This is a genomic window from Sporosarcina sp. UB5 (assembly GCF_050859005.1).
GTDB lineage: Bacteria > Bacillota > Bacilli > Bacillales_A > Planococcaceae > Sporosarcina.
Genome location: NZ_CP125984.1, coordinates 1,942,334 through 1,968,343 on the forward strand (window position 1 = coordinate 1,942,334; position 26,010 = coordinate 1,968,343).

The window sequence follows — 26,010 nt, forward strand, 5'->3', positions numbered from 1 at the left end:
GCATGGGGCTTCCTCAAAAAATATGGATTTATTTCTTATTAACCGTTACGTCGGTATTCGTTTTCTTTCCGGTATTGTACGCATTTCTCATTTCATTCATGACGGGGCCGGAAATTATGCAAGGAAAGTTTATTCCGGAGTCAATTAGTATTGAAAACTATATTAAAGTGTTTAGTCGGACTCCTTTGCTTAACTATTTGTTGAACAGTTTCATCGTCTCGGTAAGCGTCATGCTTGGCCAACTTATCGTCTGCAGTTTGGCTGCCTATGCTTTCGTCTTTTTTAAATTTAAAGGGAGGGACTTCATTTTCTTCTTGTTCATTTCGACAATGATGATTCCTTGGGAAGCGACGATGATCCCGAACGTATTCACAATCCGCAAGCTCGATTGGATTAATACGTACCAAGGGCTCACATTGCCATTTTTCGCGCTTGCATTCGGCACATTTCTTCTTCGACAGCATTTCCTTACGATCCCGAAGGAATTGCACGAAGCATCCCAAATTGCAGGTTTGAGCCGATTTCGCTTTTTCTGGAAGGTCGTCCTGCCGGTTTCTAAAACAAGTCTCGTCACATTAGGCGCCTATGGCTTCCTAACGACTTGGAATATGTATTTATGGCCGTTGCTCATTACGACGAACAAATCTGTGCGGACAGTTCAGATTGGTTTGAAGCAGCTGCAGTCCCAAGAAATTGCAACCGAATGGGGGGTGGTCATGGCAGGAGTCATCGTAGTTATTATACCGACGCTGCTTTTGCTGTTCATCGGACAAAAGCAGCTGCAAAAAGGCTTATCCCAAGGCGCATTGAAATGATTGTTTCGACTAATTAATAAGGGGTGCTTAAAAATTGAAGAAAATAATTACTTCATCTTTGTTTTGGATGCTCATTTTGGCTGTTGCTATTTTGACAGCATGTACGAACAGTGAGAGTAGTAAGGAAACGAATACTTCAACGACTCCAAATGAAACATCTTCCGGGACGGAAGGAAAGAAAGAAGATGACGCTGCAACTGGTGAGAAAATTTCCATTGAATTTTGGCATTCAATGTCAGGTACCGGACAGGAGTCAATCGATGCACTCGTTAAAGGATTTAATGAATCTCAGGACAAATACGAAGTGAAGGCGGAATTCCAAGGGTCTTATGAGGAATCATTGACAAAACTGCGCGGTGTCGGCGGAACGAAAGATGCTCCTGCCATTACACAAGTATTTGAAGTCGGAACGAAATATATGATTGACAGTGGCTATATCGAGCCAGTGCAGAAGTTTATCGACAAAGACAATTATGACCTTTCTAAGCTAGAGGGGAATATGCTGAACTACTACCGGGTCGATGGTCAGCTTTATTCAATGCCATTCAACTCGTCCACGCCGGTAATGATTTATAATAAGGACGCTTTCAAAGCTGCCGGACTCGATCCGGAAAAGGCACCTGAAACGTTCTCTGAAGTGATCGACGCTGCGGCGAAGTTGAAGACGGATGAGATGTATGGATTTTCTATGCTGACGTACGGCTGGTTCTTCGAGCAGCTAGTCGCAACACAAGGCGGCTTGTATGTGAATGAAGATAACGGCAGATCAGGAGACGCTACGGAAGCTTTATTCAACGGGCCTGAAGGGCTGAACGTCTTCCGTTTCCTCGATACGATGAACAAAGCGGGTACTTTCGGGAACTTCGGAACAAAATGGGATGACATTCGTTCCGCATTTGCTACAGGTAAAGTGGCTATGTATATGGACTCCTCTGCTGGTGTAGCGGGAGCTATTAAGAACGCTCCATTCGAAGTCGGTGTCGCCTATATTCCGCATGCGGATGAAGTCCAGCGGAATGGCGTCGTTATCGGCGGTGCGTCGTTATGGATGTCAAAAGGAATCGCAGAAGAAGAGCAAGAAGCGGCTTGGGAGTTCATGAAATACATGACGACACCTGAAGTCCAAGCAAAATGGCATCTCGACACAGGCTATTTCGCCATTAACCCTGCTGCGTATGAGGAGCAAAGCGTTAAAGAAAAATGGGCGGAATTCCCGCAATTTAAAGTGACAGTCGATCAGCTTCAAGATACGATTCCAGGACTCGCAACACAAGGAGCGCTCATTTCCGTCTTCCCTGAATCAAGACAACAGATCGTAACGGCGTTAGAAGAACTATACCAAGGGAAAGATCCGCAAGAAGTTCTAGATAAGGCTGCAGAAGGAACGAATCGTGCGATGGAAATTGCGAATAAGACGAAACAATGAATATAGGCCTTCCGGTAATCGCATGTCGATTACTGGACGGCTTTTTTTATTTTCATCCACCGCGAGTCCAAGTAAACATTAAATCCTGCTACCTACAATTGTCCAATCAGGTTAAAAGACAGGATTGTGGGTAACGTAATGGTAAGACATGAAAGTGGAGGAGCTGTTCATTATGAAGGACAACCGTTTTCAAACAAAGCCAAATGATGAAAATGGCGAAGCATTCACTGGAATGCCGAATGCCAAGCAATTCCCTGACTTAGAGCCTGAACAAGAGGCGGAAAAGCAAATGGCGCAGTTCCAGAATTCGACCGAATGTAGAGAAAAGCCGACGGATTATAAATGGGAACAATAATAATGAGACCTATGATTCGTTCCAGCGAAGCATAGGTTTTTCAATCTTCCATTTTTTACAATGTTGGAGTATAGTAGGAAAGAGACTACTACTTTACGACTGGGGATAGATGCTTGAAACAATTAGTTATATTATCCATTGTATGCAGCATGTTATTGACCGGCTGTATGAGCAATAAAGAAAAAACGATTCGTCCTGCCAACTTTGCCATGCTTCAAATCAATCCAGCAAAAGTGGACTTAAGTGAAAAATCAGCTCATTTTACAATCGGAATGATCGGGGACATCCTATTGCATTTTCCACTCTATACATATGAAAACTACGACATCTCATTCAGTGCTGTGAAAGATAAAATGACCGACATCGATTTTCTACTTGCTAATCAAGAATCACTACCTGGGGGAGTTGAACTTGGTCTGTCGGGCTATCCGCTCTTCAACAGCCCGAAGCATATTATTCGAGATTTGAAAGCGAACGGAGTCGACCTGCTTTCCATCGCCAACAATCATACGATCGATCGGAATGAAAGCGGCTTATTAAACGCGATTGGACATATGAAGGAATATGGAATGCCGTATGTAGGTGCGTATGAGTCGGCGGATGATCATGAGACGAAGCGTATTTTTGACGTGAAAGGCGTACGAATCGGTGTTTTGGCTTATACGTACGGTTTGAACGGTCTTGTTGTTCCAAAAGGGAAAGACTACTTAGTTTCATTAATTGATAAAGAACAGATAGCAACAGAAATCATTGAAATGGAAAAAGAAGCGGATCTAACAGTCGTTTCTATTCATTGGGGCAATGAGTATGCGTTGCAGCCTTCGGATCATCAGAAAGAGCTTGCGGAGTGGCTCTCGTCAAAAGGCGTTGACATCATTTTCGGGCATCATCCGCATGTATTGCAGCCCTACACGAAAATCGGTAATACAGAAGTGTTTTATTCACTCGGGAACTTTTATTCTGCGCAAGCATTCGATTCGACGAATATTGGAGGCATTGCGAAAGTGCATGTATCGGCTGTTGAATTGGGGGGGAAACGTTTCATAGAACTTGGGAACCCGACTTTTTATCCGACGGCTGTCATCCGTGACGAGAATAGAAGATTTGTTGTCGTGCCGCTAAAAGATGCAAGTGGAAAGGCGATATATAATGAAGAATGGGTCGCTGCACACGTCGGTCTACCATCAGAATGAAAAAATGCCCTCCGCACAGTTTTGTGCAGAGGGCATTTTCATCTGTTATTCGGCTTTCTTCACTTGTTTCGTATTGTAAATATAGTTTGAAACAATTTTTGCAGCTTGTTGATGAGTTGTAAATTGATCCGGCATAAACTTACCTTTAAAGCCTGAAGCAATTCCTAGCTCATGCAACATGGAAATCGCGTTCACTGTATCTTCAGCGTAGTTGCCGAAGTCGGTGTAAGGTGCTTTCGCAGCAGCCGTATACTTTTCACCTGTGTAGTTTTCAAATGCACGCTCAAGGATTAAAGCGGACTGTGCACGTGTAACTTTATCGTTTGGATTGAACTTGCCATCGGCTCCTTTTACGATGCCGTGCTCATAAGCCGCTGCAATATCAGCTTTCAAGTCGTCGGAAAGTCCGTCAAGATCCGAGAACGGTGCTTCGCCTTCCGCTGTTAGCCCGTTCGCTTTAACAACCCATGAAACCATTTCAGCACGGGTAATATGCTTGCCTGGCTCGAAAGTGGACCCTTTTGTTAAAATGTCACGGTAATAAAGATCTGATATATACGGGTAAGACCAGTTGTCGAGTGACAGATCTGTGTAAGGGACTGTAGCGATAATGCGTCCTTCAAGTCCGTTTGTAATTTTGCCTAACGACTTAACATGATCAGCAAGGTTTTCCCAGTCACTGAAACCAGGTTCGCTTGCACGACCTTCCTCATATGCTTTTCCTAGTGCTTCGTAACCATCTCCGCCTCTAGCGGTGAAAACGTTTGTCGCTACTTTGTACTTGTTGTTCGCTTGTACTTCTTCACCGTTAATTTTCAATGAAACAATTCGTTTACCTGGCTCTGCCGTACCGTCAAAGACGACTTGCATACCAGCTACATGAAGGAAACCGCCGCTTTCTTTCGGATATTCTTTTACAGAATGCTCAAATGTTTCGAATAGCTCAGCCCCGCTCAATTCCATAATTGCGAGGTTGTTACCGAATGGAAGGACAGTAAGGACATCACCGTACGTCACTTCTCCTTTGTCGATAGAAGCACGGATACCGCCACCATTTTGGAATGCGATTGATACTTCAGGATCGATTTCTTTCGCTTTTTTCAGCATTCCGTCTGTAATGATATTTCCTAGGTTCGTTTCTCCAGCTCGGACACCACCTAAATTACGCAGTCCGCTTAGGAAGACTTCAGCTACGCCGCCAGTTGGAGATGTCATCGTATTTTTAACTTTTTCAGAGTAAGGCTTTAGCATTTCTTCAGCTTCAGCGTCTTTTTCTCCTTCTTTTGTGTCAACAGCATGGAGTACGCCTTTATATTCTTTAATTACTCCATCCTTGTCGAATGTGATGTCTAATTGGCCGAGGGAATTGTGATATTGGTGTGCTTGTACAATGACGACTGGGCCAGCTTTGCCTTCATGCACATAAGGTTCATCCAACTTAGAGTGCGTATGGCCACCGACGATAATATCGATACCAGGTACATTTTTTGCTAATTCCTGATCGTTATCGACAGCCGCATTGTCGTCAAAACCGATATGAGTTACTGCGATAATTTTATTAATGCCCATTTCTTCAAATGCGGCCACTGCAGCCTTCGCTTCAACGATGTAGTTCGTAAATTCTATTTCTCCAGGGCTGGAAATTGCAACAGTTTCTTCGGTCGTCAACCCAAAAATACCAATCTTTTCACCATTTACTTCTTTTACAATTCCATTGAAGATCTTTCCGTTTTCAGGCTTGGCAGTCACTTCCCTCGTTTGTAAACCATCAAAGTGGCTGTCGCCTGAGAAGTCGACGTTCGCTGCAACGAATGGGAATTTTGCTCCTTTGACGAAGTCGGCAAGTGCTTTATGGCCATCTTCGGAACTGCCGAGGTCAAACTCATGGTTGCCGAATGTCATCGCGTCATAACCTAAATAGTTCATGAAATCAAGGTCTGCTTGTCCTTGGAATTCATTAAAATAAAGCGTTCCGGAGAATACGTCACCCGCATTCAATAGAACGTTGTGTGGCGCATCGGCTCGCTTCGCTTTCAATAGTGCGGCGAAGTAGGGGATGTTCTCCAAATGCGCATGCGTGTCATTCGTGTGGAACACAGTCATTGAAAAATCTTTTGACGCAGTTTCTGCAGAAACGGCAGCAGGAGTAATTCCTGCCATACTGAACAGTAACATTGACGCGGCAAAGCCTTTAAAATACTTCTTTGACATAGTGCACCTTCCTTTTATGAATTATTATTTATCACTAATCCAGTGCAATTTACAAAACTGGAATAATGATGAAAACGTATTCTAGTAAAGTGTATCATTAACACAATTAAAGAACAAATGAATTTTCCGTAAATTTATAGATTCATAGAAAAAACCGGAAAGAAGCGAAATCACTTCTTTCCGGCATAATTTTTTATTGTTCTGCGTAGTATTGTACAAGCCCTTGATAAATTGCTTCAGCGTAAAGCTCCATATATTGTTCACTCGATAATTTATTGAAATCATCAGGATTTGAAATGAAACCAAGTTCGATGAGAACAGCGGCTACATTGTTATTTCGTATAACATAAAAACGTTGGTCCTTAACTCCACGGTCGACCATATTAGCGTCTTTCACCAAATTGGATTGGATCTTGCTTGCAAGCAACCTGCTTTCAGATGCATTCGGATTTGTGGAAGAGTCATAGAACACTTCTGATCCTTTTGCTGAAGTGGATGTAGCTGCATTTACATGAATGGAGACGAATGTCTCGGCATAATGCTTCTTCGCAAATTCCGTTCGCTCTTCCAATGTTAGATACGTATCATTGGAGCGTGTCAGCAATACTTTTGCACCTGCTTCTTTGAGCTTGCTTTCTACAAGTTTAGCAACTCTCAATACAACGTCTTTTTCATTTAAATTATTTCGAGTAGCTCCAGGATCTTTCCCACCATGACCAGCATCAATGACGATAATTCGGTCCTTCAGTGGGTTGCCTGTTGCGTTAATGAGCTTCAAATAATTTTTATGTACGTAGCCTGGACCGCTTTGGAAGTTGATTTTGGCCCAGTTGCCGTCCATGGATTCGATAGCGACCTTTTGACCTGCTGAAAGTTTTCCAATGGTTGCAGATGTTCCATCAGGTAATTCTCTTACGTTCAAAATATTGGCAGTAACTTTGCCGATCAGTCCGTCGGTTAGTGTAGGGTTGTCCCACTCATCTTCAGGTTCAGTCACTTCAGGCTCATCGTTTGCTTCATCGTCGGTTGGTGTGTGTATACCGGCTTCAACGGTGTATTGGCTATGAATATACCCATTCGTACCGTTAACGAGGACGAGTAGCCAATCACCTGTCTGTCCGATAACCTCGACGATTTCACCGTCTTTCAAGCGATTGACAACATCACCCGTCACCGCAGGGTGTGTACGAACGTTCAAGTTATCTCCACCGGTTGCTACTTTCGCAAAATACGTTTTCGAAGTAAACTCTGGTAGTTTTACAGACAACTTATAGTCGTTGTTTAATGCACGCGCAACGAATAATGCGAATTGTGAACGTGTTAAATAATTATTTGGTAAGAATTTACCTGTATCACCTTGCGATACACCGCCGTAATAGAGGCCGTTAATTTGTTCCGCGTACGGGTGATCCATCTTAATGTCAGTAAGCATTAGTGGACGGTCGACTGTAACAGTTTGATGAAGATTGAAAGCGACGGAAAGGGCATAACCCATTTCATCCCGCTTTAATTTTTCATTCGGACCGAAACTGCCATCCGCTTTTTTCTTGAAATAGCCGAGTTCAACCGCACGGCTCGCAAAGTCGTATTGCTCCGTACCAGGTTTTAAATCTTTGAACTGAACAGATGGTGTAGGCATGTCCTTTTTTCCAGACGCGATGACGAGCATTTTTGCCGCTTGTGCCCGTGTCAAATTGTTACTTGGATTGAACTTTTCGACTTGATTGACGATACCTAAATCTGCTATGTAATGTACTTCTTCAAAGTATTCCCTGTCAGGAGAAATATCTGAGAATGTAAACTGCGCCGATGAATGTCCAGGAACTATGGAAACAAGAGCGAAAAACAGTAAAACGATAGATGCCCATTTAAACGTTTTCATGGTGTCCTCCTATATTATATGTAGATTAAGCTTACCAGTATTCATAATGCAAATCTATAGTAATTTTACTATTTTCATAGTAGTAGTGTGAAAAAAACCAGGTGTCCAATAATACGGAACACCCGGTTTCTAGGCAATCAATGAAGGCGATCTAGGATTTTTAGGAATTGCTTTTCGGTCAACTTGTCGTTCAGACCGAATGATCCGTCTTCATATCCGCTAGCAATCTTGTTATAGGCTAGTATATTAATATATTCTTTCGCCCAATGATCGGCAGGCACGTCCGTGTAGGAAGTTGTTGCTGATCCTTGTAAGTCGAAAGCTTCTACAATAATTTTTGCCATTTGTGCACGAGTCAGTGAAGCATCGGGATTAAATTTCCCTTCATTTCCGGAAAATAATCCGGCGCTTGCCACTTTTACAATTGCTTCGTATTGCGGATGATCCGCAGCTACATCGGAAAACGTAACATCGATTGCGTCCGATTCAAGTCCAAGTTCTGTTACGAGCGTTTCTGCTATTTTAGCACGAGAAACATAGGTAGGAGTTTTCTCAGTTGCCACCGGTTCTTCAAAGGCAACTGTTTTTTCATGCTTGAAATCCGCAACGCGACGAGCGCCTATATAACGTTTGCCCCAGTATGCAGGATCGTTAATGGAAGAAATCATAACACCCTTTGATGTAGAAGCATGAATGAATCTGTTGGAACCGATATAGATTCCGACGTGTGAGACTCTGTTCCCAACCGTGTTGAAAAAGACGAGGTCTCCCGTATTAAGATCGCTTTTCTTAACAGCTGTTCCCATAGCAAACTGTTGACCAGTCGATCTTGGAATTTTAATCCCTTGTTTTTTAAAGACAAATTGCGTATATCCTGAGCAGTCGAATCCGGAAGTGGTTGTGCCTCCATAGGAATAAGGTGTTTTTAAATAGGTCCGCGCTGTACTGACGAGCGAAGTCGGTGAATTCGCTGAGGCCATAGCGGGTACGGACGTTGCTAACAACAAGCATGCCAAAAACGAGAAAAACAGTTTCTTCATATGGTTCCCAAATTCCCCTTTCGCACGTTACTATACAGTGTGCTTTATATGAGATTATCCTATCACAGCTAAACCTTCATTACGGTTACAGTTACATTACAAAAACGTTACATTGTTCGGCTTATGTCGAGAACGTACTCATATCAACGTTTCCTAACGAGTGAAATTTGTAGGAAACGTCTTTTATAATGAAAAATTTCTTGTTTCCCTCAATTTTCTACGTTTTTCTACGCATTTCACACGTAATTACCTAAAAAAAAAAGCGAAATATGACAAGTGTATTACAAAAATGAAAGGAACATTGTTATGGTATAATCGTTCAATGTGTATACAATAAAAAGACTTACAGTAGATGGGATGAGAAATGAATGCGAAGAATCGCTGTTTTCAGCAATATGTACCCTTCGGAAAAACATCCGACATTCGGTATTTTCGTTAAAAATCAAGTCGAGCTATTGCGCTCAAAAGGAATTCAAGTGGATCTCATAGCAATCGATGAGCCGGGGAAAGGGAAAGCCGCGACGTTGAAAAAATACTTGACGTGGTTTCTGAAGTCTATCGGCTTTTTAGTACGACATAAAAAACAATTATCGTTGACGCATGCACATTACGCGTTTCCAACAGGCATTATTTCATTAATAGGGAAGAAGCTTTTCGGAATACCTTACGTCGTGACCGTGCACGGTGGTGATATCGACAAAATGGCTGCGAAAAGTGCGCGTATTGCGGGCTATACGAGGAACGTATTGCAACAGGCGGATGCAGTCATTACAGTAGGGGAAAGATTAAAACAAGATGTCATCGGAAAGTTTGGCGTGAAAGAAGAGCATGTCCATGTCATGAGTATGGGCGTGGATACGGACATCTTTAAGCCGATGCGGAAAGAGGAAGCCCGTAAACAATTAGATATCCTTCCAACCGAGAAGCTTCTAGTATTCGTCGGCAATATGATTGAAGCGAAAGGTGTACTCGATCTTGTCGATGCGTTTACTATCGTTCACAAAGATCATCCGGATGCCGCCCTTCATTTGATCGGCTCGAGCAAAGATGAACGATTCATGGAGACGTTGGCGAATCGGCTCTTGTCGAAAGATGTCCGTATTACCCATCAAGAACCATTGCCGCAAAAAGAAGTGGCACAATGGATAGCTGCGGCAGACGTTTTCGTACTCCCTTCTCATCATGAAGGGTTCGGACTCGTTGCCCTGGAAGCAATGGCAGTCGGTACGACGGTCGTTGGAAGCGATGTGGGAGGACTTTCTTTCCTACTCGACAATGATGCCGGAATCCTCGTTGAACCGAAAAATCCAGAGTCTCTAGCCACTGGATTGAAACAAGCATTAGAAGAGCCGGTAGAAACGAGACGGACAATTGCTGCGGAAAAAGTAGCGGGGCATACGTATGATGTCATCGCCGAACGATTAACGGCGATTTATGACGATGTGTCGAAAGGACAAAATGCAAAATGAGTAGAATGATGAAAATCATCGGCGCAGTCGCCATTATCAATATCGTCGCCCGCATATTCGGCTTCCTTCGGGAAATGGTCATCGGGAATCAATTCGGAACGTCTGCTGCGGCGGATGCGATCGCGACCGCCTATACGATACCGAATTTCATTTATCTCGTCGTCGGGGGCGGACTGACGACGGCTTTCATTTCCGTTTATCACTCCTCCAAAACCGACAAAGCGATTTTCGTCAGAAGAATGTTCACTTCGGTGTTAATGGCCGCAACAGTTATTACAGTCCTTGCCGTCATTTTCGCGGAACCGTTATTGCGGCTCGCTTTTAATGATTTGACGCAAGAACAATTTGAATTGACTTATCCGCTATTCCTATGGATGATGCCTTCAACGATTATTCTCGTTCTTTCAACATGGATGAGCGGTTTATTAAATCTGAACGACAAATTCAAGCTGTCGAGTATCGCGATCCTCGTTTACAACGCAGCATTCGTCATCATTTCCGCACCGCTCGTCAAGTGGTACGGGCCGCTTGCATACGGTATCGGTGCGTTATTAGGTGCGGTTTTAATGGGCGTCTTTTTATTCGCAGGAATTAAAAGAAGTAAGCTCTATTCATTGAAGCCTACTCTCGCCAAGTCGGAAGATGTGAAGCGGGTATGGGTCATCGCGTTGCCAATCCTACTAGGCGGCGCATCGATGCAATTTTACGCGTTCATTCATAGAATCGCAGCTTCAGGATTAAGCGAAGGCGCCATCTCGGCGGTCAACTACGCGTCCAAGCTAAGTAACTTCCCGCAAGCAATAATGATGACGGCTGTCACGACTGTCATCTATCCGATGTTGAGCAAGAAGGAAGGCGAAGGGGATAACGAAACGATTAAGAAACTGTATAAAAAAGGAATGCTCCTACTCGCGGCATTAATTGCCCCGGCAACTGCCGTCGCTTATTTCTTCTCCGATCCGCTCGTTCGACTCATTTACCAACACGGGGAATTCGATGAAGCATCAGTGTTACTAACAGTTCCGATTTTCAAAGTGTTCGCCTTGTCAATGTTCTTCCTCGCTGCGAATACATACGTAACACGTTTCTATTACGCGAAAGGCAATTCGATGTTGCCTGTCATCTTCAGTCTCATTAGCGTTCTCGGCATTAATATAGCAATCATTTATTTACTAATTGATTCGCTAGGTCCTACCGCGATTGCATACGGAACCGTTATTAGTTCGGCGGTCAACTTGCTCATGCTAATTATCTATGCACGAGTGAAATGGAAACTGTAACAAACATTCATGCTTGTATAGATAGGAGAGATTGCAATGTCCATTAAACAACAAATAGGGGAATGGTTCGCCCATTTCCATGCAAACCCTGAAATTAGCTGGAAAGAAGTCGAAACGACGAAAAAGATTTCAGAAATTCTAACTGAAATGAATGTACAGCATCATACATTCGATGATGTGACCGGCGTCGTCGCAGAAATTGGAACCGGTGAGCGGATCATTGCAGTCCGTGCTGACATCGACGCACTTTGGCAAGAAGTGGACGGCGTTTTCCGAGCAAACCATTCATGTGGGCATGACGCGAATATGTCGATGGTGCTCGGTGCGCTTGCCTATTTACAGGAACAACAAATAGGAAGCCGTATTCGGTTCATTTTCCAGCCAGCCGAGGAAAAAGGAAACGGCGCAATGTCGATGATTGAACGCGGAGCGGTCGATGGCGTTTCTCATTTGTTCGGCGTCCATCTTCGTCCACAGGAAGAGATTCCGTTTGGCAAGGTTTCACCTGCCATCCATCACGGTGCCGCGATTTTCCTCGAAGGTAAAGTGAAAGGGATAGATGCTCACGGCGCGAGGCCGCAGCAAGGTAAAAATGCACTCGATCCTATTTTCGCGATTGCCCAGTTCCTAAAGACGATTCATTTTTCTCCGTATGAAGCGTATTCTGCAAAAATGACGAAAGTCCAGGCGGGTGGAGAAAGTTTGAATATTATCCCGGGTGCCGCGTTATTCGCTCTCGATGTGCGGGCACAGTCGAACATCGTTCTGAACGAATTGAAGGAACGGATCGAAACGGGCATCTATTCGATTGCACAGTTATATAGTGTCGACATCGAATTGAACTGGTCGGACTATACGCCTGCCGCTGAAGTATCCGAAGAAGCGGCTTCGATTGCAAAAGAAGGAATTATCGAAGCGGTTGGAGAAGAGGCGTTTGCCCCTGCAATTATCACGTCAGGTAGCGACGACTTCCATTTTTACACGATCCATCGGCCAGAGCTAAAAGCCGCAATGATCGGGGTAGGTGCTGACTTAGGACCAGGTCTTCATCATCCGAATATGACATTCAATGAGAATGCACTCGATGTAGGTGCGAGAGTGTTAGCGGCGACATTGGCAAAAGCTTCATTCATAAAATAAACGTACGAACTCCATCTACGGATTTAGCCCCGTAAAGATGGAGTTTTTCAATATATAACCTATTACACCTAATCAGAATATAGAAAAAACTAATTGATTCTTGGAAACTTTTAAGTATAATGAAAAGAAGACTTCTTTTTTCATAGCGTCATTATCTCCTAAGAGCTCCATTGCCTATCACTTTTGTAAGCGCTTACGAGAAGAGGAAATGAAAAAATGAGGAGGAATTTTGTTGAGAAGAAATCGCGTTAGAGGCTTTTTACTTCTGTTACTAGGTGCTTTACTCGTTTTATCCGCTTGTGGCGGCGGTGGGAAGAAGAATATTGCGATCGGACCGCCTGCTAGTGAAACGAATAATGTTTCAAAGCAAATATTGGAGGCATACGGGATCGGGGATGGCGATTATACAGCTTTCCAGGAAGGATTCGGGGCTGCCGCTGACGGCGTCCAAGACGGTAATATCGATATCTCAATCGGAATTTTAGGGCTACCTGCAGCAAGTATAGAAAGCTTGCAAGCATCTGCTGGTGACGTGAAAATGTTAAGTCTTTCCGATGACGCAATAAAAAAGATCGAAGATACAACAGGCTATAAACGCTTCGTAATTCCAAAAGAGTCCTACGATTTCCTAACCGAAGATGTAGTAACAGTTACTGCTTTTGCAGTATTAATGGGGAATACGGATACAATTGATGAAGAACTCGGCTATGAATTGGCGAAGAGTATGATAGAAAATGCAAGCGAAAATACACATGCACAAGCAAAGCAGATGATTCTCGAAAACGCATTGAACGGGGCGGAAGGACTGTTAATCCACCCGGGTGCTAAAAAGTATTACGAAGAACAAGGTTTGACTGTCAATAATGAAGTCGCAGAGCTGGCAGCAACAAAAGGTAATCGTAAATCAGAATTTACACTCGGTACAGGTAGCCAAGGGGGGACGTACTATCCACTTGGTGGAGAAATGGCGAACCTATGGAATAAATACATCGACGGCATTAACGTGACAAATATGGAAACAGGCGCATCTGTTGAAAACTTATCTTCAATTAGCCAAGGCCATATGGATCTAGGGATGACCGTGCATGTACCTGCGTTAAATGCTTTAAATGGAAAAGCCGATTTCAAAGACAATCCAGTGAAAAACGCAGCGTTTATCGGACATATTTACCCTGAAGTTGTTCAAATCGTAACGAGAGAAAAAACGAAGATCAATAGCTTTGAAGATGTGAAGAAGTAAACTTCAAGTAGTGGAGGTCATAAAGCAAGTTCATTCGGGATAATAGTCTAGTAAGGAAAGGCGGCAAAAAATGAAAGAGCATAAGGTGGTAGATGCGCAGGAAATCCTTGAAAAGTTTGATAAAGAAAGTCAATTCCGTTTCGAAATTGGTAAATGGGCATACGTTGTCACATTCCTTGCAGTTTCACTTACAATCTTCCATTTATATACGGGAGCAACGAGTGTTCTTCCATCGCAACAGCAAGGAGCAATCCATCTTGGAACCGCTTTAGGGATTATCTTCCTTCTTTATCCGGCAAAAAAGGAATGGAGGAAGACACAGAAAAAAGTCCCTTGGTATGATGTATTACTTGCGTTTACGGCGATGTACGTAGCGTATCATAAAATATTTTTTTATAGTTCCATTCTTCAAAGCAGGGTGTCGGGCTACAGCTCATTGAACATCATTATTTCAATAGTAGGCGTATTGCTCGTATTGGAAGCGACAAGAAGAACTGTCGGTTTGCCAATCGTCATCGTCGCATGCCTCGCAATGTTGTATGCGATGTATGGGAATTTCATCCCAACGAAAATATTATCCCATCAAGGCTTTGCGATCGACAGGACGATGACGAGCCTTTGGTATCGCGAAAGCGGTGTATTCGGAACGCCAATACAAATTTCCGCGAAATTCATTTTCTTGTTCTTGTTTTTCGGAGTGCTTCTTATTAACACACCAATAGGAAGGTTTTTTAACAATCTTGCTTTCTCGTTAACAGGTCGATATACGGGCGGAACTGCGAAGGCTGCAGTCGTAGCGAGTGCTCTTCAAGGAACGGTATCTGGAAGCTCGGTCGGGAATACTGTTGCGACGGGAAGCTTTACAATCCCGATGATGAAAAAGGCGGGCTTTAAGCCGGAATTTGCTGCTGCTACGGAAGCATCCGCTTCAACTGGCGGCCAAATTATGCCTCCAATGATGGGTGCTGCAGCGTTCATTATGATGGAGTATCTTGGCGTTAGCTATGCGAATATTATGCTAGCCGCACTTATTCCGGCAGTTTTGTACTTTACCGGAATTTTCATCGGAACGCATTTTGAGGCAAAACGGTTAAAAATTCTTGGGCTACCAAAGTCTGAGCTGCCGGTGTTTAAGAAAGTTTTTGTGCGTGACGGTTACATGATCATTCCGCTCTTAGTTATCATCATTACAATTATGTCGGGCTTTACACCGCAACGTGCTGCATTGTTCGGGATCTATTCCGCTGTTATCGTATGGATTTTCAATGCGATTTTCAGAAAGGAATCTGAATTCGGTATAAAACGGGTTATTTATGTGTTGGAACAAGGGGGGAGGGTCGCTCTTCCAGTTATTTCGGCTGTAGCTACAGCCGGCATTATCGCAGGTGTTGTAAGCATGACGGGCTTAGGAGCAAAATTCGCTGCAGGCATTATTGCTCTGTCGAACGGTTACTTAATATTGGCGCTATTTTTCACGATGGTTGCATGTATCGTACTTGGTATGGGGTTGCCGACAACCGCCAACTACGTAGTTACTGCGACAATTGCGGCTCCCGCGCTTATTAACGAATTCGGCATCGCGCCAATTGCTGCGCATATGTTCGTCTTCTATTTTGGCATCGTTGCCGACATTACGCCTCCTGTTTGCTTAGCAGCATATGCGGGGGCAGGAATTGCAAAGGCAAATCCATTCAAAACAGGAATGACCGCTGTAAAGCTAGCGATTGCTGCGTTTATCATTCCGTATATATTCATCTACAATCCGATTCTCGTTTTCGTTGATGTAACGCCGGTGAAGCTCGTACTCGGCATCATCACCGCGCTTTTCGGGATGGTAGGGGTGAGCAGTGCCGTAATCGGATACTTTGTACGGGATGCCCGCATTTGGGAGCGATTTGTTCTATTCGCTGGTGGTTTGCTGCTCATTATTCCGGAGCTGACGACAAGCGCGATTGGAATTCTCCTTATTACGATTATCTGGTTTATCCAAAGAAGGAGACCGGAAGAAAAGAAGTCTATTAAAGAAGTCGTTGCATAAGAAAATAAAGAGAAAAGCTGTCACCTAAAATTGGGCGACAGCTTTCACTTGTTTTCCTACATTGTTCGAATTACATAAAGAAATTCTCTTCACCAATTCGATCATACAATCCGCTTTTCTTGAATATCGCGAGCTTCTGTTTAGGCAATTTTTTTACGATTATTTTCATATGATTTTTCTTTGCATTGTCTATTAATGCAGATAGCGCAGCCTCTCCAGTTGCGTCAATCATTGAAAGGTGTTCAAAATCTAGGATGATTGTAGCTGTTCCTTTCGATAGGATTAGAGGCATCTTATCTTCAAATACCTTCGCAGTTCCGAAAAAAAGAGGTCCTTCGATAATGAATTTAGACACGCTTTCTCCGAAATTATGAATTTCGACATCGGAAAGTTTCTCCTTCGCTATATGGAGTTTGCCGCTCATCTTACGCAAGAAGGAAAGTGCGGACAAAAGAATCCCGATTTGGACGGCGATTGTCAAATTGATGAAGATCGTAAGCAAAAATGTCGTCAACAGAACGATCGAATCTCCCGATCGAACGGACAAAATATGAACAAACACTTTTCTCGCGCTCATATTCCACGCAACAAACATTAAAATAGGCGCCATCGCTGCTAATGGAATATAAGAAGCAAACGGCGCGAAAACTAAAATGAATAATAAAACAAATATACTTTGCACCATACCTGAAACAGGGCTGACTGCACCTGAGCGGATATTCGTCGCTGTACGCGCAATTGCACCCGTCGCAGGTATGCCTCCGAATAACGGCGTAATAATATTTGCAATTCCTTGCCCGAATAACTCTCGCTTCGAATCATGCTTCGGACTTTCTTTCATTCCATCTGCAACGACTGCAGACAATAGCGATTCAATCGCCCCAAGTGCGGCAATAATTAATGCCGGCTGCCAAAGGCTTACGAGTTTGGACAATGTAATTTTCGGAAATTGGAATCCGGGCAATGATTGGGGAATACCGCCGAATGCGGTTCCAATCGTTTCCACTTTTCCGGGGTAAAACAAGACAGACAATATTGTTGGAATGAGTAGAGCGAAGAGTAGCAACGGAAGTCGTGGGGCGACTTTCGGTAAAATAAAAATAAGAGCTAAGCCGAACACCGCAGTGAGGACACTAAAAATATTAACCGTATGTAGGTGCTTGGCGACATCGATCATGTTTTCATGAAAGAATTCCTTACTTTCCAATCCTGATAGGCCAAGGAAATTCCCGAATTGACCTGTGAAAATGATAATTGCAATTCCTGACGTAAACCCGATCGTTACAGAACGGGGGACAAAATGAATGAGGTTGCTAACGCCTGCAAAACTCATTATGACTAGGAAAATACCTGCTAGAAATCCGGCGATTAACAGATCTTCATAACCATATTGAAGGACGATTGCGAGAAGGATTGGAATGAAAGCACCCGTCGGACCGGCGATTTGAAAGCGGGAGCCACCAAAGAGAGCGACTAAAAAACCGGCAATGATCGTCGTGTATAAGCCATACTCCGGTTTGACTCCTGATGCAATTGCAAAAGCCATCCCAAGTGGAATGGCTACAATACCGACAGTAATTCCCGAAAGTAAATCTTTCCGAAATCCAGACGCATTATAATCGACAAAACGTTGATCGTTAAACATGGCGGTCACTTCTTCCACAATATTTAAAAAAATAATTCCTATCTTCATTATAAGCGACAAACATAGTGCTGGCAAGGGATGCGAGAGCCTCAAGCCGTTATCCCCGCGCTCAAAGCAGGCGGTCCCGCGGACTTTTTGGTCAGCCCCTCGCATCTTTACGCCAATTCAGTTTCCTTCAACACAATACGATCATACCCCAATCGCTTCACTAGTTTTGTAATATGCGGCTGCTCGACACGGGCGAGTCGCAAAGTTTCCTCCTGTGCAAAGGCTTCACGCGTCGGACCGTCGAATAGCATTGCTCCGTTACTAAAAATAATTGTCCGTCCGAACACGTCTGCAACAAAATCCATGTCATGCAAAATGCAAATGACTAGCTTACCATTTTCATAAAGCGATTGGATAATTTCCTTCACTTTTGCCTTCCCGCGGACATCTTGACCCATCGTCGGCTCATCGAAAATGACGATATCCGTATTCATCGCAAGAATTGAAGCCATTGCAACCATCTTCCGTTCTGCAAGGCTTAAGTCATACGGATTTTCATCTGCTTTATCCGATAGACCGACGAGCGCGAGCATCTCTTTTGCGTTTGAAAAAGCTTCTTCACTCGATTGGCCAATATTTAATGGGCCGAACATTACTTCGTCAATTACTTTATGCTTGAAAATTTGATCGTTCGGATTTTGGAAAATGAGCCCGATCCGACTTGCCAGTTTCGCGGCCGTCGTTTCGGACGTTCGTTCTTTATTTAATAAAATTTCGCCAGAGTCGGGCTTCAACAGCGCTTTCAACAACTTTACAAACGTCGTTTTCCCTGCACCGTTCTGTCCGATGATCGCGATCGGTTCTCCGCTCAACGAGACGTTCAGCCCGCGAATGATTTCTTGTCCTTTTTCGTAACTGAAATGAAGATCTCGAACGATGAGTTCAGCGGTATTTCTATCCTCGCTCACTGTAGTAACTGGAACAAATTGAATTTCCCGTTCCGATGGCATTTCCTCTAAGGATATCGGGAAATGTCCTGTCGTCTCATTGCGAAGTCCGAGAGTTCGCGCGATCTTTACGTACATAGGAGGTTCGACGCCGAATTCATGCAAATCATCCCTTGAAAAGACTTCTACCGGCTTTCCGTCATCAATCAATCTACCCTCATGTAGTAATAGAATTCTGTCGGCATACGCCGCAAGTTTCTCCATTTTCTGCTCTACCATAATAATCGTTATGCCACGATCCGCTAATTTTTCAACGATGCGGAACACTTCTTCCGCGCTTTCAGGGTCTAGCTGAGACGTCGGCTCGTCCAAAATGAGAATATCAGGCTTCATTGCGATGACGCTTGCAATAGCGACTCGCTGCATTTGCCCTCCGGATAACGAGAACGGATTCATCTCCTGTAACTGTTCAATATCGAGCAGCTTCATACTTTCGCGAATCCGCTCATGCATGACATCACGCGGTACGCCTTGGTTTTCTAAGCCGAATGCGATTTCATCGTAGACGGTAAACTTTGCGCCGGTCATTTGAGAGAACGGATTTTCAAAAACGAGGCCGACACTTGCCGTAATGTCACTTATTTCATGTAACAACACATCCATGTCGCCAATATATACGTCGCCACCATACGCGCCTTTAAAAAAGTGGGGGACGAGTCCGCTCAACGCATAACATAACGTCGTTTTCCCGGCTGTATTCATACCGACAATCCCAAGGAACTCGCCCTTATTCACTGTGAATGAAATGTCATCGAGCGCAAAACGGGAACTGTCCGGATACTTGTATGTCAAATTTTTCACGCGTAATAAACTCATGAAATGACCCTCCAAACGATAATGGCAAGCAAGAATGCGATCAGTGCAATTCTGAGCGGCACGCCGTATCGGTAGTTTTCCCGTTCATACAAAGACGTTCGTTTCCCTTTTGCATTGAATCCACGAATTTCCAGGGCGATGGAACGCTCCCGTGTTTCTGTGAGTGAATTGAGGACGACAGGGCCGAGGAGGGGAAGAAACGATTTGAATCTCCTCCATAATCCGCCTTCCGTCTCCATGCCGCGTGCCCGTTGCGCATCCGTTATTTTGCCGGTTAAAGCAATCATTTGTGGAATGATTTGCAGTACTGACAGCAACACATAACCGAATTTCGGCGACATTCCTTTTTGCAGCAATGCTTCCACAAGGTCATCCGGCTTTGTCGTCAATATGAGCACCCCAAAAGCAGCTACCATATTAACGACCCGAAGCGTAATGAGGAATGCGATGGAAAATCCCTCTTTATAAATGGGAATCGGACCGATCTCAAATAGGACGGTCGCTCTGTCAGGATGAAAAAAACCTTGGACGACAATGATTGATGCGATTAACAGAAAGCTAACCCCGATGACCGGCAAAATGGATTTGAACACTTTGCCGATCAGCAGGATGAAGCATGTGAACAGGAGGATACCGAACACGGCGAGATGAGTCGACATAATATATGTCGTTCCGATTGAAATGAAAACGAATAAAAGCTTTGTCAGTGGATCTACCCGATGGACGGGTGAATCCTTGCCTACGTATAATGTCATAGTGTTCATTTGAATCCCTCCTGCTGGCAATGCTTATAATCTTTCAATCTCTCCTTGATTGTCATACATAAGCTTTACATTGTTCGGTAACCCTTTAAAGATTAAAAAGCTAAGCAGCACTGTAACGACTTTGTCAGGTACATCGACGACGATACTATCGGCGAACGAAGCAAGCCAAAGCGGCATGTCTTTTGCTAACATCGTCGCAAACAATGCGTCCCCCCAAACGTTCCCAGTCGTCCCTTCCCAAAACATAATATTGAGTGGCGTTGAAACGGTTGCTGCTATAAATCCGACAACAACCCCGAGGACGATTGCTTTGCCAACATTCGAAATCCACCCTTTATACGCCATAATTCCAACAACTATGCCGATGACAGCTTGAGTAATGGCATAGATGAAGGAGACTGGACTCGTCGTGATACCGTAAACGATATTATTGACGACACCGACAATTGCACCAACGACCGGACCTGCAAGCATACTCGCCAAAACAGTTCCGATGGCATCGATCCATAAAGGTAGCTTTAACACATCAGCAAACAATTTCCCCAAAAAGTTAATACCGACTGCCGCGGGAATCAAAACAAACGCAGCCGTTGAAAACTGCAATGACCACAGACGTTTCTTTTTCATTTGTATTCTCCCTTTCCTTTGTAATCAATACAGGTGTCATGACACATGACTATAGTAATCCATTTTGAAGAAATAGGGAAGCTAATCTTTATGAGAGGTCACTACTTCCTCTTATCTTATGCCCAACTATACTGTTATGCTGTCTAGCTACAGGCGTCCTCCGCTTTTCTAGATAAAAATAGACCAAGAGAATATAAAGTATATGTCTCTTGGTCATGATGTACGTTATTGAACTGTTTGGAGCTGTGAAAAGCGAGTGAAGCCGACAAATTTATCTTTCCAGTAAGCGGAATCGATTGTTGCAATTTCAACTTTCTTCGTTCCAGCATGGATAAACTTGCCATCCCCTAAATAAATGCCAGCATGTGAAATGCCTTCACGGTATGTATTTTCGAAGAATACGAGATCACCTGGAACGGGATTGTTCACCGGTAGTGAGCTTGTAAACATACTAACGGTATCCAATCTCGGTAATGGAAGTCCTGCATTTGTAAACACATAATAGATGAATCCACTACAATCGAATCCTTCTGGAGTAACACCAGCCCATGCATACGGTGTGTCAAGAAGGGGAAGTGCCAGTTCGACAGTCGCAGTTTGGATAGTTTCGGCTGATTTCGACAAATTCCATTGAACGGGCTTGTCCTTTATTTCGAATGATTTGAAGAAGCTTGTAGATGAAGTCATCTTTTCCACTGTGAAACCTAAATTTCCAACTTCTGAACGGGCTGTATTTTGCTTCACATTTTGTGTAGCGTTTGCCGGTTTATTCACGAACAATTTTTGAGAAACGTATATGGAATCTGTTGTAAGATTGTTCATTTTCTTTAATTCGTCTACAGTCAGCTTATGTAGGGAAGCGATTTTCCAAAGTGAATCGCCTTTTTTAACTATGTATTGTTCAGTAGTGGCTTCTGCACTGCCAGCTGCAATACATGTCGCAAGCGCAAACGTTGCCATCACTGAAAAAACTTTCTTTTTCACGCATATTCCCCCTTTATTAGACAAATTTCTATAATTCTATTTTACTTTCAATCTAGTCGTAAAACAAGAGGAAGAAAGTATGGTGAAACGCGTATTATCGGTCGGAAATACGCAAAATATCCTATAAAAATACATAAATCGATAACTTACAACATGAACAAAATTATTTTTTGAAAATAATTATGAAAAAATGCGATTAATTAATCAAAAATTATGGAATATTGTCGATAAAAAGTGGTAGAATTAGTAGAAAGAGAGAAAGTGGGTGTATACGTCCGATGAATCGTTCCTATGAAGAATTCAGCACAATAGTAGAGGCGCTTCAAAAAAAGCAGGAATTCATATTTGCGCAGGCGATGCATTCGGACATATCCCGACAATCGATTGCCTCTATTTTAGAGGAGCTATGCATCCGAATATCAACAATAATGGATTGCGATCGTGTAGGCATTTGGTTATTTGATAAAGGTCGAAAAACATTGACCGAACAAACTAGTTTTCATCGTAAGTATTCGACTTATACATCTGAAGAAGTGATTTTGGAAGAAGAGTTACCATCTTATTTTGAAGCGGTTCAACAAGAGCGCATTTTGGCGATAACAGATGTTTCTACAGATCCGGCAACGAAGGAATTCAAGCAACATCGATTATACGAAGACGGCAAAGTGAAGTCGCTCATTGATGCATCCATCATTTTAAGCAATGGAATTGGTGGAATTGTCTGCTGTGAATCTACCCGTAAGAGGGACTGGACTGAATTTGATAAAGTTATTGTTGCATCGATGGCTGATATGCTATCTCTTTTATTCGATCGGATTGATCGAATTGAGGTGGAGAAACATGTCCATCAGCTCACATATATTGACCAATTGACGAAGCTAGACAACCAGTATGCATTCACTGAAAAGGTAATGAAGCAAATATATGAGTTCAAAGAAGGGCAGCAAGGCATTTTCATCTACCTTGTGAAGGACCAATACAATGAAGTGCAAGGCGTTCTCGGCCCTGATGGTGCGAACGAAACATTAAAAATAACAGCGGATCGATTGAAAAAACTTTTTCCATCTCCCGCACAAACGGCGAGGTTAGCATTCGATCATTTCGTCATTTTCAGTCCGTTTGAAGGCGAATTGGAAGACGAAATACGTAGAGTGGAACGAATTATTAACCGATTAAAACGCCCGATGCATATAGGTGGACAGGAAGTGTATATGACGTTCAGCTACGGGGCCGCAGTCTATCCGGAACATGCGACGGATGTGAAATATGGTATTCAAACGGCTTATACGGCATTGCAATCGAGAACTGGGGAATTTACCCGGAAAAGGGGCAGTCTCTATAAACCTGAGATGCATACAAACTTGAAAGAGACGATGCTTTCAGAAATGAATTTGCGAAAAGGTCTAGATCTGAATGAATTTAGATTGCATTATCAGCCCCAAGTGAATTGCCGGACGGGAGAAGTGAGCGGATTTGAAGCGCTAATCCGTTGGCAACATCCGGAACGCGGCCTTATTTTCCCTGCGGAATTTATCGAGCTTGCCGAGTCGACCGGCCTCATTACGTCGATTGGGGAATGGGTCATTAAGCAAGCGGTTACTCAAATTTGTGATTGGAATGAGCAAGGGTTGCAAAATGCAACGGTATCGGTGAATTTATCGCCTCGACACTTCCTACATCATAACCTTCCGTTCTATTTAGATAAATGTATTACAGAAGCGAATATTAAACCGAAAAGTCTCGTACTAGAAATTACCGAAAACGTAGCATTAGAAGATACAAAAGCTGTCGCCAGCCGAATCAATCTCTTGAGGGAAATGGGGTATTCCGTTTCAATCGATGATTTTGGAAAAGGGTATTCTGCATTTATTTACTTGCAACATTTCCCAATTCAGCAAATTAAGATTGACCGTCAATTCATCAATGAGCTTGGAAATGACGCGAAAAGTTCCGGTATCGTCCAAACAATTATTCACCTAGCCGAAATGCTCGGATTGCAGACGATCGGTGAAGGCGTCGAAACGAAACAGCAATGGGATTTGTTAAAAGAGTTCGGTTGCTCCGAACTGCAAGGGTTTTATTTTAGCAGACCTCTTCCTGTCAATGAAATCGATGAGCTAATTCGCAAATATAGACGCGGTGGAAAATTGCTCCTCCCTTCTTCATTTAAATGAAAAAGCCTTACGCAACGGAAATCGATTGTGTAAGGTTTTATTAATTGTTGAAATTGCGATATGTACATGGAATTAGGCATAGAATATGTACAGAGCGATTGCCGCAACTTCGAAGCGATGTAAGACGTCCTAAATAGTACCTGGAATTGAAAAGTACTGTAGAAGAAAAGGAAATTGAAGTATGGTCAACCTATTTGTGTAAACTATTCGTTCATTTGACCATACTGTTTTAGGAAAATACAATAAGACAGTAAAACAAAACTATAAGAAAGTCGGTTGAGAATGATGGAAAAATGTAAACTTATTCAAGTTGAAAGCCCTGAAAAAGGAGCAGAGCGTTTTTTAAAGCTGATAAAAGAAGAGCTTGATCAAAATCGACTTCACGTTCTTGGACTAGCGACAGGAAGTACGATGATCCCCGTCTATAAAAAATTAACGGATTCTGAGCTGGACTTTTCACACGTAACAACATTTAATCTCGATGAATATGTCGGACTACCCGCATCTAGCCCGAACAGTTATGCATATTTCATGAAAGAACACCTATTTTCTAAGAAGACATTTAAAGAAACGAATATACCGGATGGCACTGCAGAAGATTTAGAAGAAGAGTGCAGACGTTATGAGCAAGCGTTGCAAGACGCAAAACTCGACATTCAATTGTTAGGCGTAGGGGAAAACGGACATATCGCGTTCAATGAACCCGGAACTCCGAAAGACTCCGTCACACACGTCGCAACATTGACAGACTCGACACTCGGCGTAAACAGCCAACACTTCGATAACAACGAGAAAATACCTAACACAGCTTTAACAATGGGCGTCGCCTCCATCATGAGCGCGAAAAAACTAGTCCTCCTCGCATTCGGAGAGAAAAAACGTCCGGCCATCACAAAAGTACTCGAAGGCAAAATCGACCCGAACTGGACAATCACCTACCTCCTCGAACACAACGACGTTACAATTATTACAGACCTGAAATTTTAACTTTATGACGGTGCCTGTGTAAGACACATTTATGACAATTCTATAAAGTGTATTAAAATACAATGAAAAGTCAACTAGTCTTTGAACTGGTTGGCTTTTTTATTTTTGTTATGCAATTGTAGTGTATAGTCAGAATTGTGTCGGCGGCTGTGCACGGTACAATTATGACAATTCATCGTTATTAATAAAAATACATACGAAACGTAAATTAGTGTTGGTACTATTGATGTTGTAAATTTCAATATACAATTGTAGTGTATAATCTGAATTGTTTGCTGCACAGGCACCAAAAATGCACACCAAAAATGCACTGAAAAACATGTAATGTTTTTGTTACTGAATTGTAATAATGGACGAGTATTGAACATGGTAAAGTAATCTCAAATGATGAATTCAGACAAATTAAAATTCGGGGGATTGTATGAGATTACTAGTACACATTCAAAAGCCATTTGCAGTTATTGCGATTGTCTTTGTGTTAACGTTTACATCGTTTATTGGTCATGCTGAAGCATCATCATCCGATACGGCTACGATTACAGAAACGGCTTCGAGCCTGGTAGGCATCAAGTATGCTTATGGTGGCACGACGAAAGCTGGATTCGATTGTTCTGGATTTGTTACGTATGTCTTTAAACAACACGGTATTAAATTATCCCGCACATCTTCCGGCATGTATGCATCCGGGACAAAAGTCGAAAAAGACGATTTAATAGAAGGGGATCTTGTTTTCTTCAATACATCCGGCAAAGGGGTTTCCCATGTCGGCATCTATATCGGCGACGGCAAATTTGCACATGCATCAACGTCTAAGGGCGTGAGCATCGCCAAGCTAAACGATCCTCATTATTGGGGCAAGCGGTACGTCGGCGCGAAGCGCATAACAGGCGCAAACGACGTGGCGTTCAATAACTAATAAACATCGAGTT

At 43.1% G+C, this 26,010-nt stretch carries 20 protein-coding genes; 12 read left to right on the forward strand and 8 right to left on the reverse strand.

The genetic code is table 11. The annotated features are described in order from the left end of the window. Positions 1-2 precede the first annotated feature (2 nt). From QM454_RS09885 to QM454_RS09900, 4 genes are all read left to right on the forward strand, one after another. Entirely contained in the window at positions 3-815 is an 813-nt protein-coding gene (locus tag QM454_RS09885) for a carbohydrate ABC transporter permease (RefSeq protein ID WP_432363948.1), read from the forward strand. Between the two features lie 34 nt (positions 816-849). Further along, positions 850-2,241 carry an ABC transporter substrate-binding protein gene (locus tag QM454_RS09890; protein WP_432357373.1) on the forward strand — a complete coding sequence of 464 codons (1,392 nt, stop codon included), beginning with the start codon at positions 850-852 and terminating at the stop codon, positions 2,239-2,241. Positions 2,242-2,413: 172 nt separating this feature from the next. Further along, positions 2,414-2,596, forward strand: a complete 183-nt coding sequence (locus QM454_RS09895) for a hypothetical protein (protein WP_432357375.1) — start codon at positions 2,414-2,416, stop codon at positions 2,594-2,596. Positions 2,597-2,709: 113 nt separating this feature from the next. Then, positions 2,710-3,789: a CapA family protein gene (locus tag QM454_RS09900; protein WP_432357376.1), complete on the forward strand. Its 1,080-nt coding sequence runs from the start codon at positions 2,710-2,712 to the stop codon at positions 3,787-3,789. Positions 3,790-3,834: 45 nt separating this feature from the next. On the opposite strand, the gene QM454_RS09905 is transcribed toward QM454_RS09900, so the two are convergent. From QM454_RS09905 to QM454_RS09915, 3 genes are all read right to left on the reverse strand, one after another. Further along, complete coding sequence (locus tag QM454_RS09905; protein WP_432357378.1) at positions 3,835-6,000, reverse strand: 5'-nucleotidase C-terminal domain-containing protein; 2,166 nt, start codon at positions 5,998-6,000, stop codon at positions 3,835-3,837. Between the two features lie 193 nt (positions 6,001-6,193). Next, a complete protein-coding gene (locus tag QM454_RS09910) occupies positions 6,194-7,882 on the reverse strand; it encodes an N-acetylmuramoyl-L-alanine amidase (RefSeq protein WP_432357379.1) in 1,689 nt (562 codons plus the stop codon). A gap of 137 nt (positions 7,883-8,019) precedes the next feature. Then, the gene (locus tag QM454_RS09915) at positions 8,020-8,922 is read right to left on the reverse strand and encodes an NlpC/P60 family protein (RefSeq protein ID WP_432357381.1); all 903 of its coding nucleotides are present in this window, start codon (positions 8,920-8,922) and stop codon (positions 8,020-8,022) included. A 368-nt stretch (positions 8,923-9,290) separates the two neighbouring features. Between QM454_RS09915 and QM454_RS09920 the strand changes: the two genes are divergently transcribed. The 5 genes from QM454_RS09920 (at position 9,291) to QM454_RS09940 (ending at position 16,089) form a co-directional block, all read left to right on the forward strand. After that, on the forward strand, positions 9,291-10,391 hold the full coding sequence (locus QM454_RS09920; protein WP_432357383.1) for a glycosyltransferase: 1,101 nt from the start codon (positions 9,291-9,293) through the stop codon (positions 10,389-10,391). Next, positions 10,388-11,671, forward strand: a complete 1,284-nt coding sequence (gene murJ / locus QM454_RS09925) for a murein biosynthesis integral membrane protein MurJ (RefSeq protein WP_432357384.1) — start codon at positions 10,388-10,390, stop codon at positions 11,669-11,671. Before QM454_RS09920 ends, murJ begins: the two co-directional genes overlap by 4 nt. Positions 11,672-11,707: 36 nt before the next feature. Beyond that, positions 11,708-12,811, forward strand: a complete 1,104-nt coding sequence (locus QM454_RS09930) for an amidohydrolase (RefSeq protein ID WP_432357386.1) — start codon at positions 11,708-11,710, stop codon at positions 12,809-12,811. A gap of 232 nt (positions 12,812-13,043) precedes the next feature. Next, positions 13,044-14,051 carry a TAXI family TRAP transporter solute-binding subunit gene (locus tag QM454_RS09935; RefSeq protein WP_432357388.1) on the forward strand — a complete coding sequence of 336 codons (1,008 nt, stop codon included), beginning with the start codon at positions 13,044-13,046 and terminating at the stop codon, positions 14,049-14,051. A 70-nt stretch (positions 14,052-14,121) separates the two neighbouring features. Then, positions 14,122-16,089, forward strand: coding sequence for a TRAP transporter permease (locus tag QM454_RS09940; RefSeq protein WP_432357390.1), 1,968 nt, complete (start codon positions 14,122-14,124; stop codon positions 16,087-16,089). 70 nt (positions 16,090-16,159) lie between these two features. Here the strand turns inward: QM454_RS09940 and QM454_RS09945 are convergent, their stop codons facing one another. From QM454_RS09945 to QM454_RS09965, 5 genes are all read right to left on the reverse strand, one after another. Continuing rightward, positions 16,160-17,734 carry a SulP family inorganic anion transporter gene (locus QM454_RS09945; protein WP_432357392.1) on the reverse strand — a complete coding sequence of 525 codons (1,575 nt, stop codon included), beginning with the start codon at positions 17,732-17,734 and terminating at the stop codon, positions 16,160-16,162. Positions 17,735-17,889: 155 nt separating this feature from the next. Then, entirely contained in the window at positions 17,890-19,545 is a 1,656-nt protein-coding gene (locus QM454_RS09950) for an ABC transporter ATP-binding protein (protein WP_432357394.1), read from the reverse strand. Further along, on the reverse strand, positions 19,542-20,309 hold the full coding sequence (locus tag QM454_RS09955; RefSeq protein ID WP_432357396.1) for an energy-coupling factor transporter transmembrane component T family protein: 768 nt from the start codon (positions 20,307-20,309) through the stop codon (positions 19,542-19,544). Before QM454_RS09955 ends, QM454_RS09950 begins: the two co-directional genes overlap by 4 nt. A 24-nt stretch (positions 20,310-20,333) precedes the next feature. Beyond that, positions 20,334-20,936 carry an ECF transporter S component gene (locus QM454_RS09960; RefSeq protein ID WP_432357398.1) on the reverse strand — a complete coding sequence of 201 codons (603 nt, stop codon included), beginning with the start codon at positions 20,934-20,936 and terminating at the stop codon, positions 20,334-20,336. 225 nt (positions 20,937-21,161) lie between these two features. Next, complete coding sequence (locus QM454_RS09965; protein WP_432357400.1) at positions 21,162-21,920, reverse strand: NlpC/P60 family protein; 759 nt, start codon at positions 21,918-21,920, stop codon at positions 21,162-21,164. 278 nt (positions 21,921-22,198) lie between these two features. Here QM454_RS09965 and QM454_RS09970 point away from each other — a divergent pair, with 278 nt between their 5' ends. The 3 genes from QM454_RS09970 (at position 22,199) to QM454_RS09980 (ending at position 25,997) form a co-directional block, all read left to right on the forward strand. Next, positions 22,199-24,094: a sensor domain-containing phosphodiesterase gene (locus QM454_RS09970; RefSeq protein ID WP_432357402.1), complete on the forward strand. Its 1,896-nt coding sequence runs from the start codon at positions 22,199-22,201 to the stop codon at positions 24,092-24,094. A 285-nt stretch (positions 24,095-24,379) separates the two neighbouring features. After that, a complete protein-coding gene (locus tag QM454_RS09975) occupies positions 24,380-25,081 on the forward strand; it encodes a glucosamine-6-phosphate deaminase (RefSeq protein ID WP_432357404.1) in 702 nt (233 codons plus the stop codon). A 421-nt stretch (positions 25,082-25,502) separates the two neighbouring features. Then, on the forward strand, positions 25,503-25,997 hold the full coding sequence (locus QM454_RS09980) for a C40 family peptidase (RefSeq protein ID WP_432357406.1): 495 nt from the start codon (positions 25,503-25,505) through the stop codon (positions 25,995-25,997). The last annotated feature ends 13 nt before the right edge of the window (positions 25,998-26,010 follow it).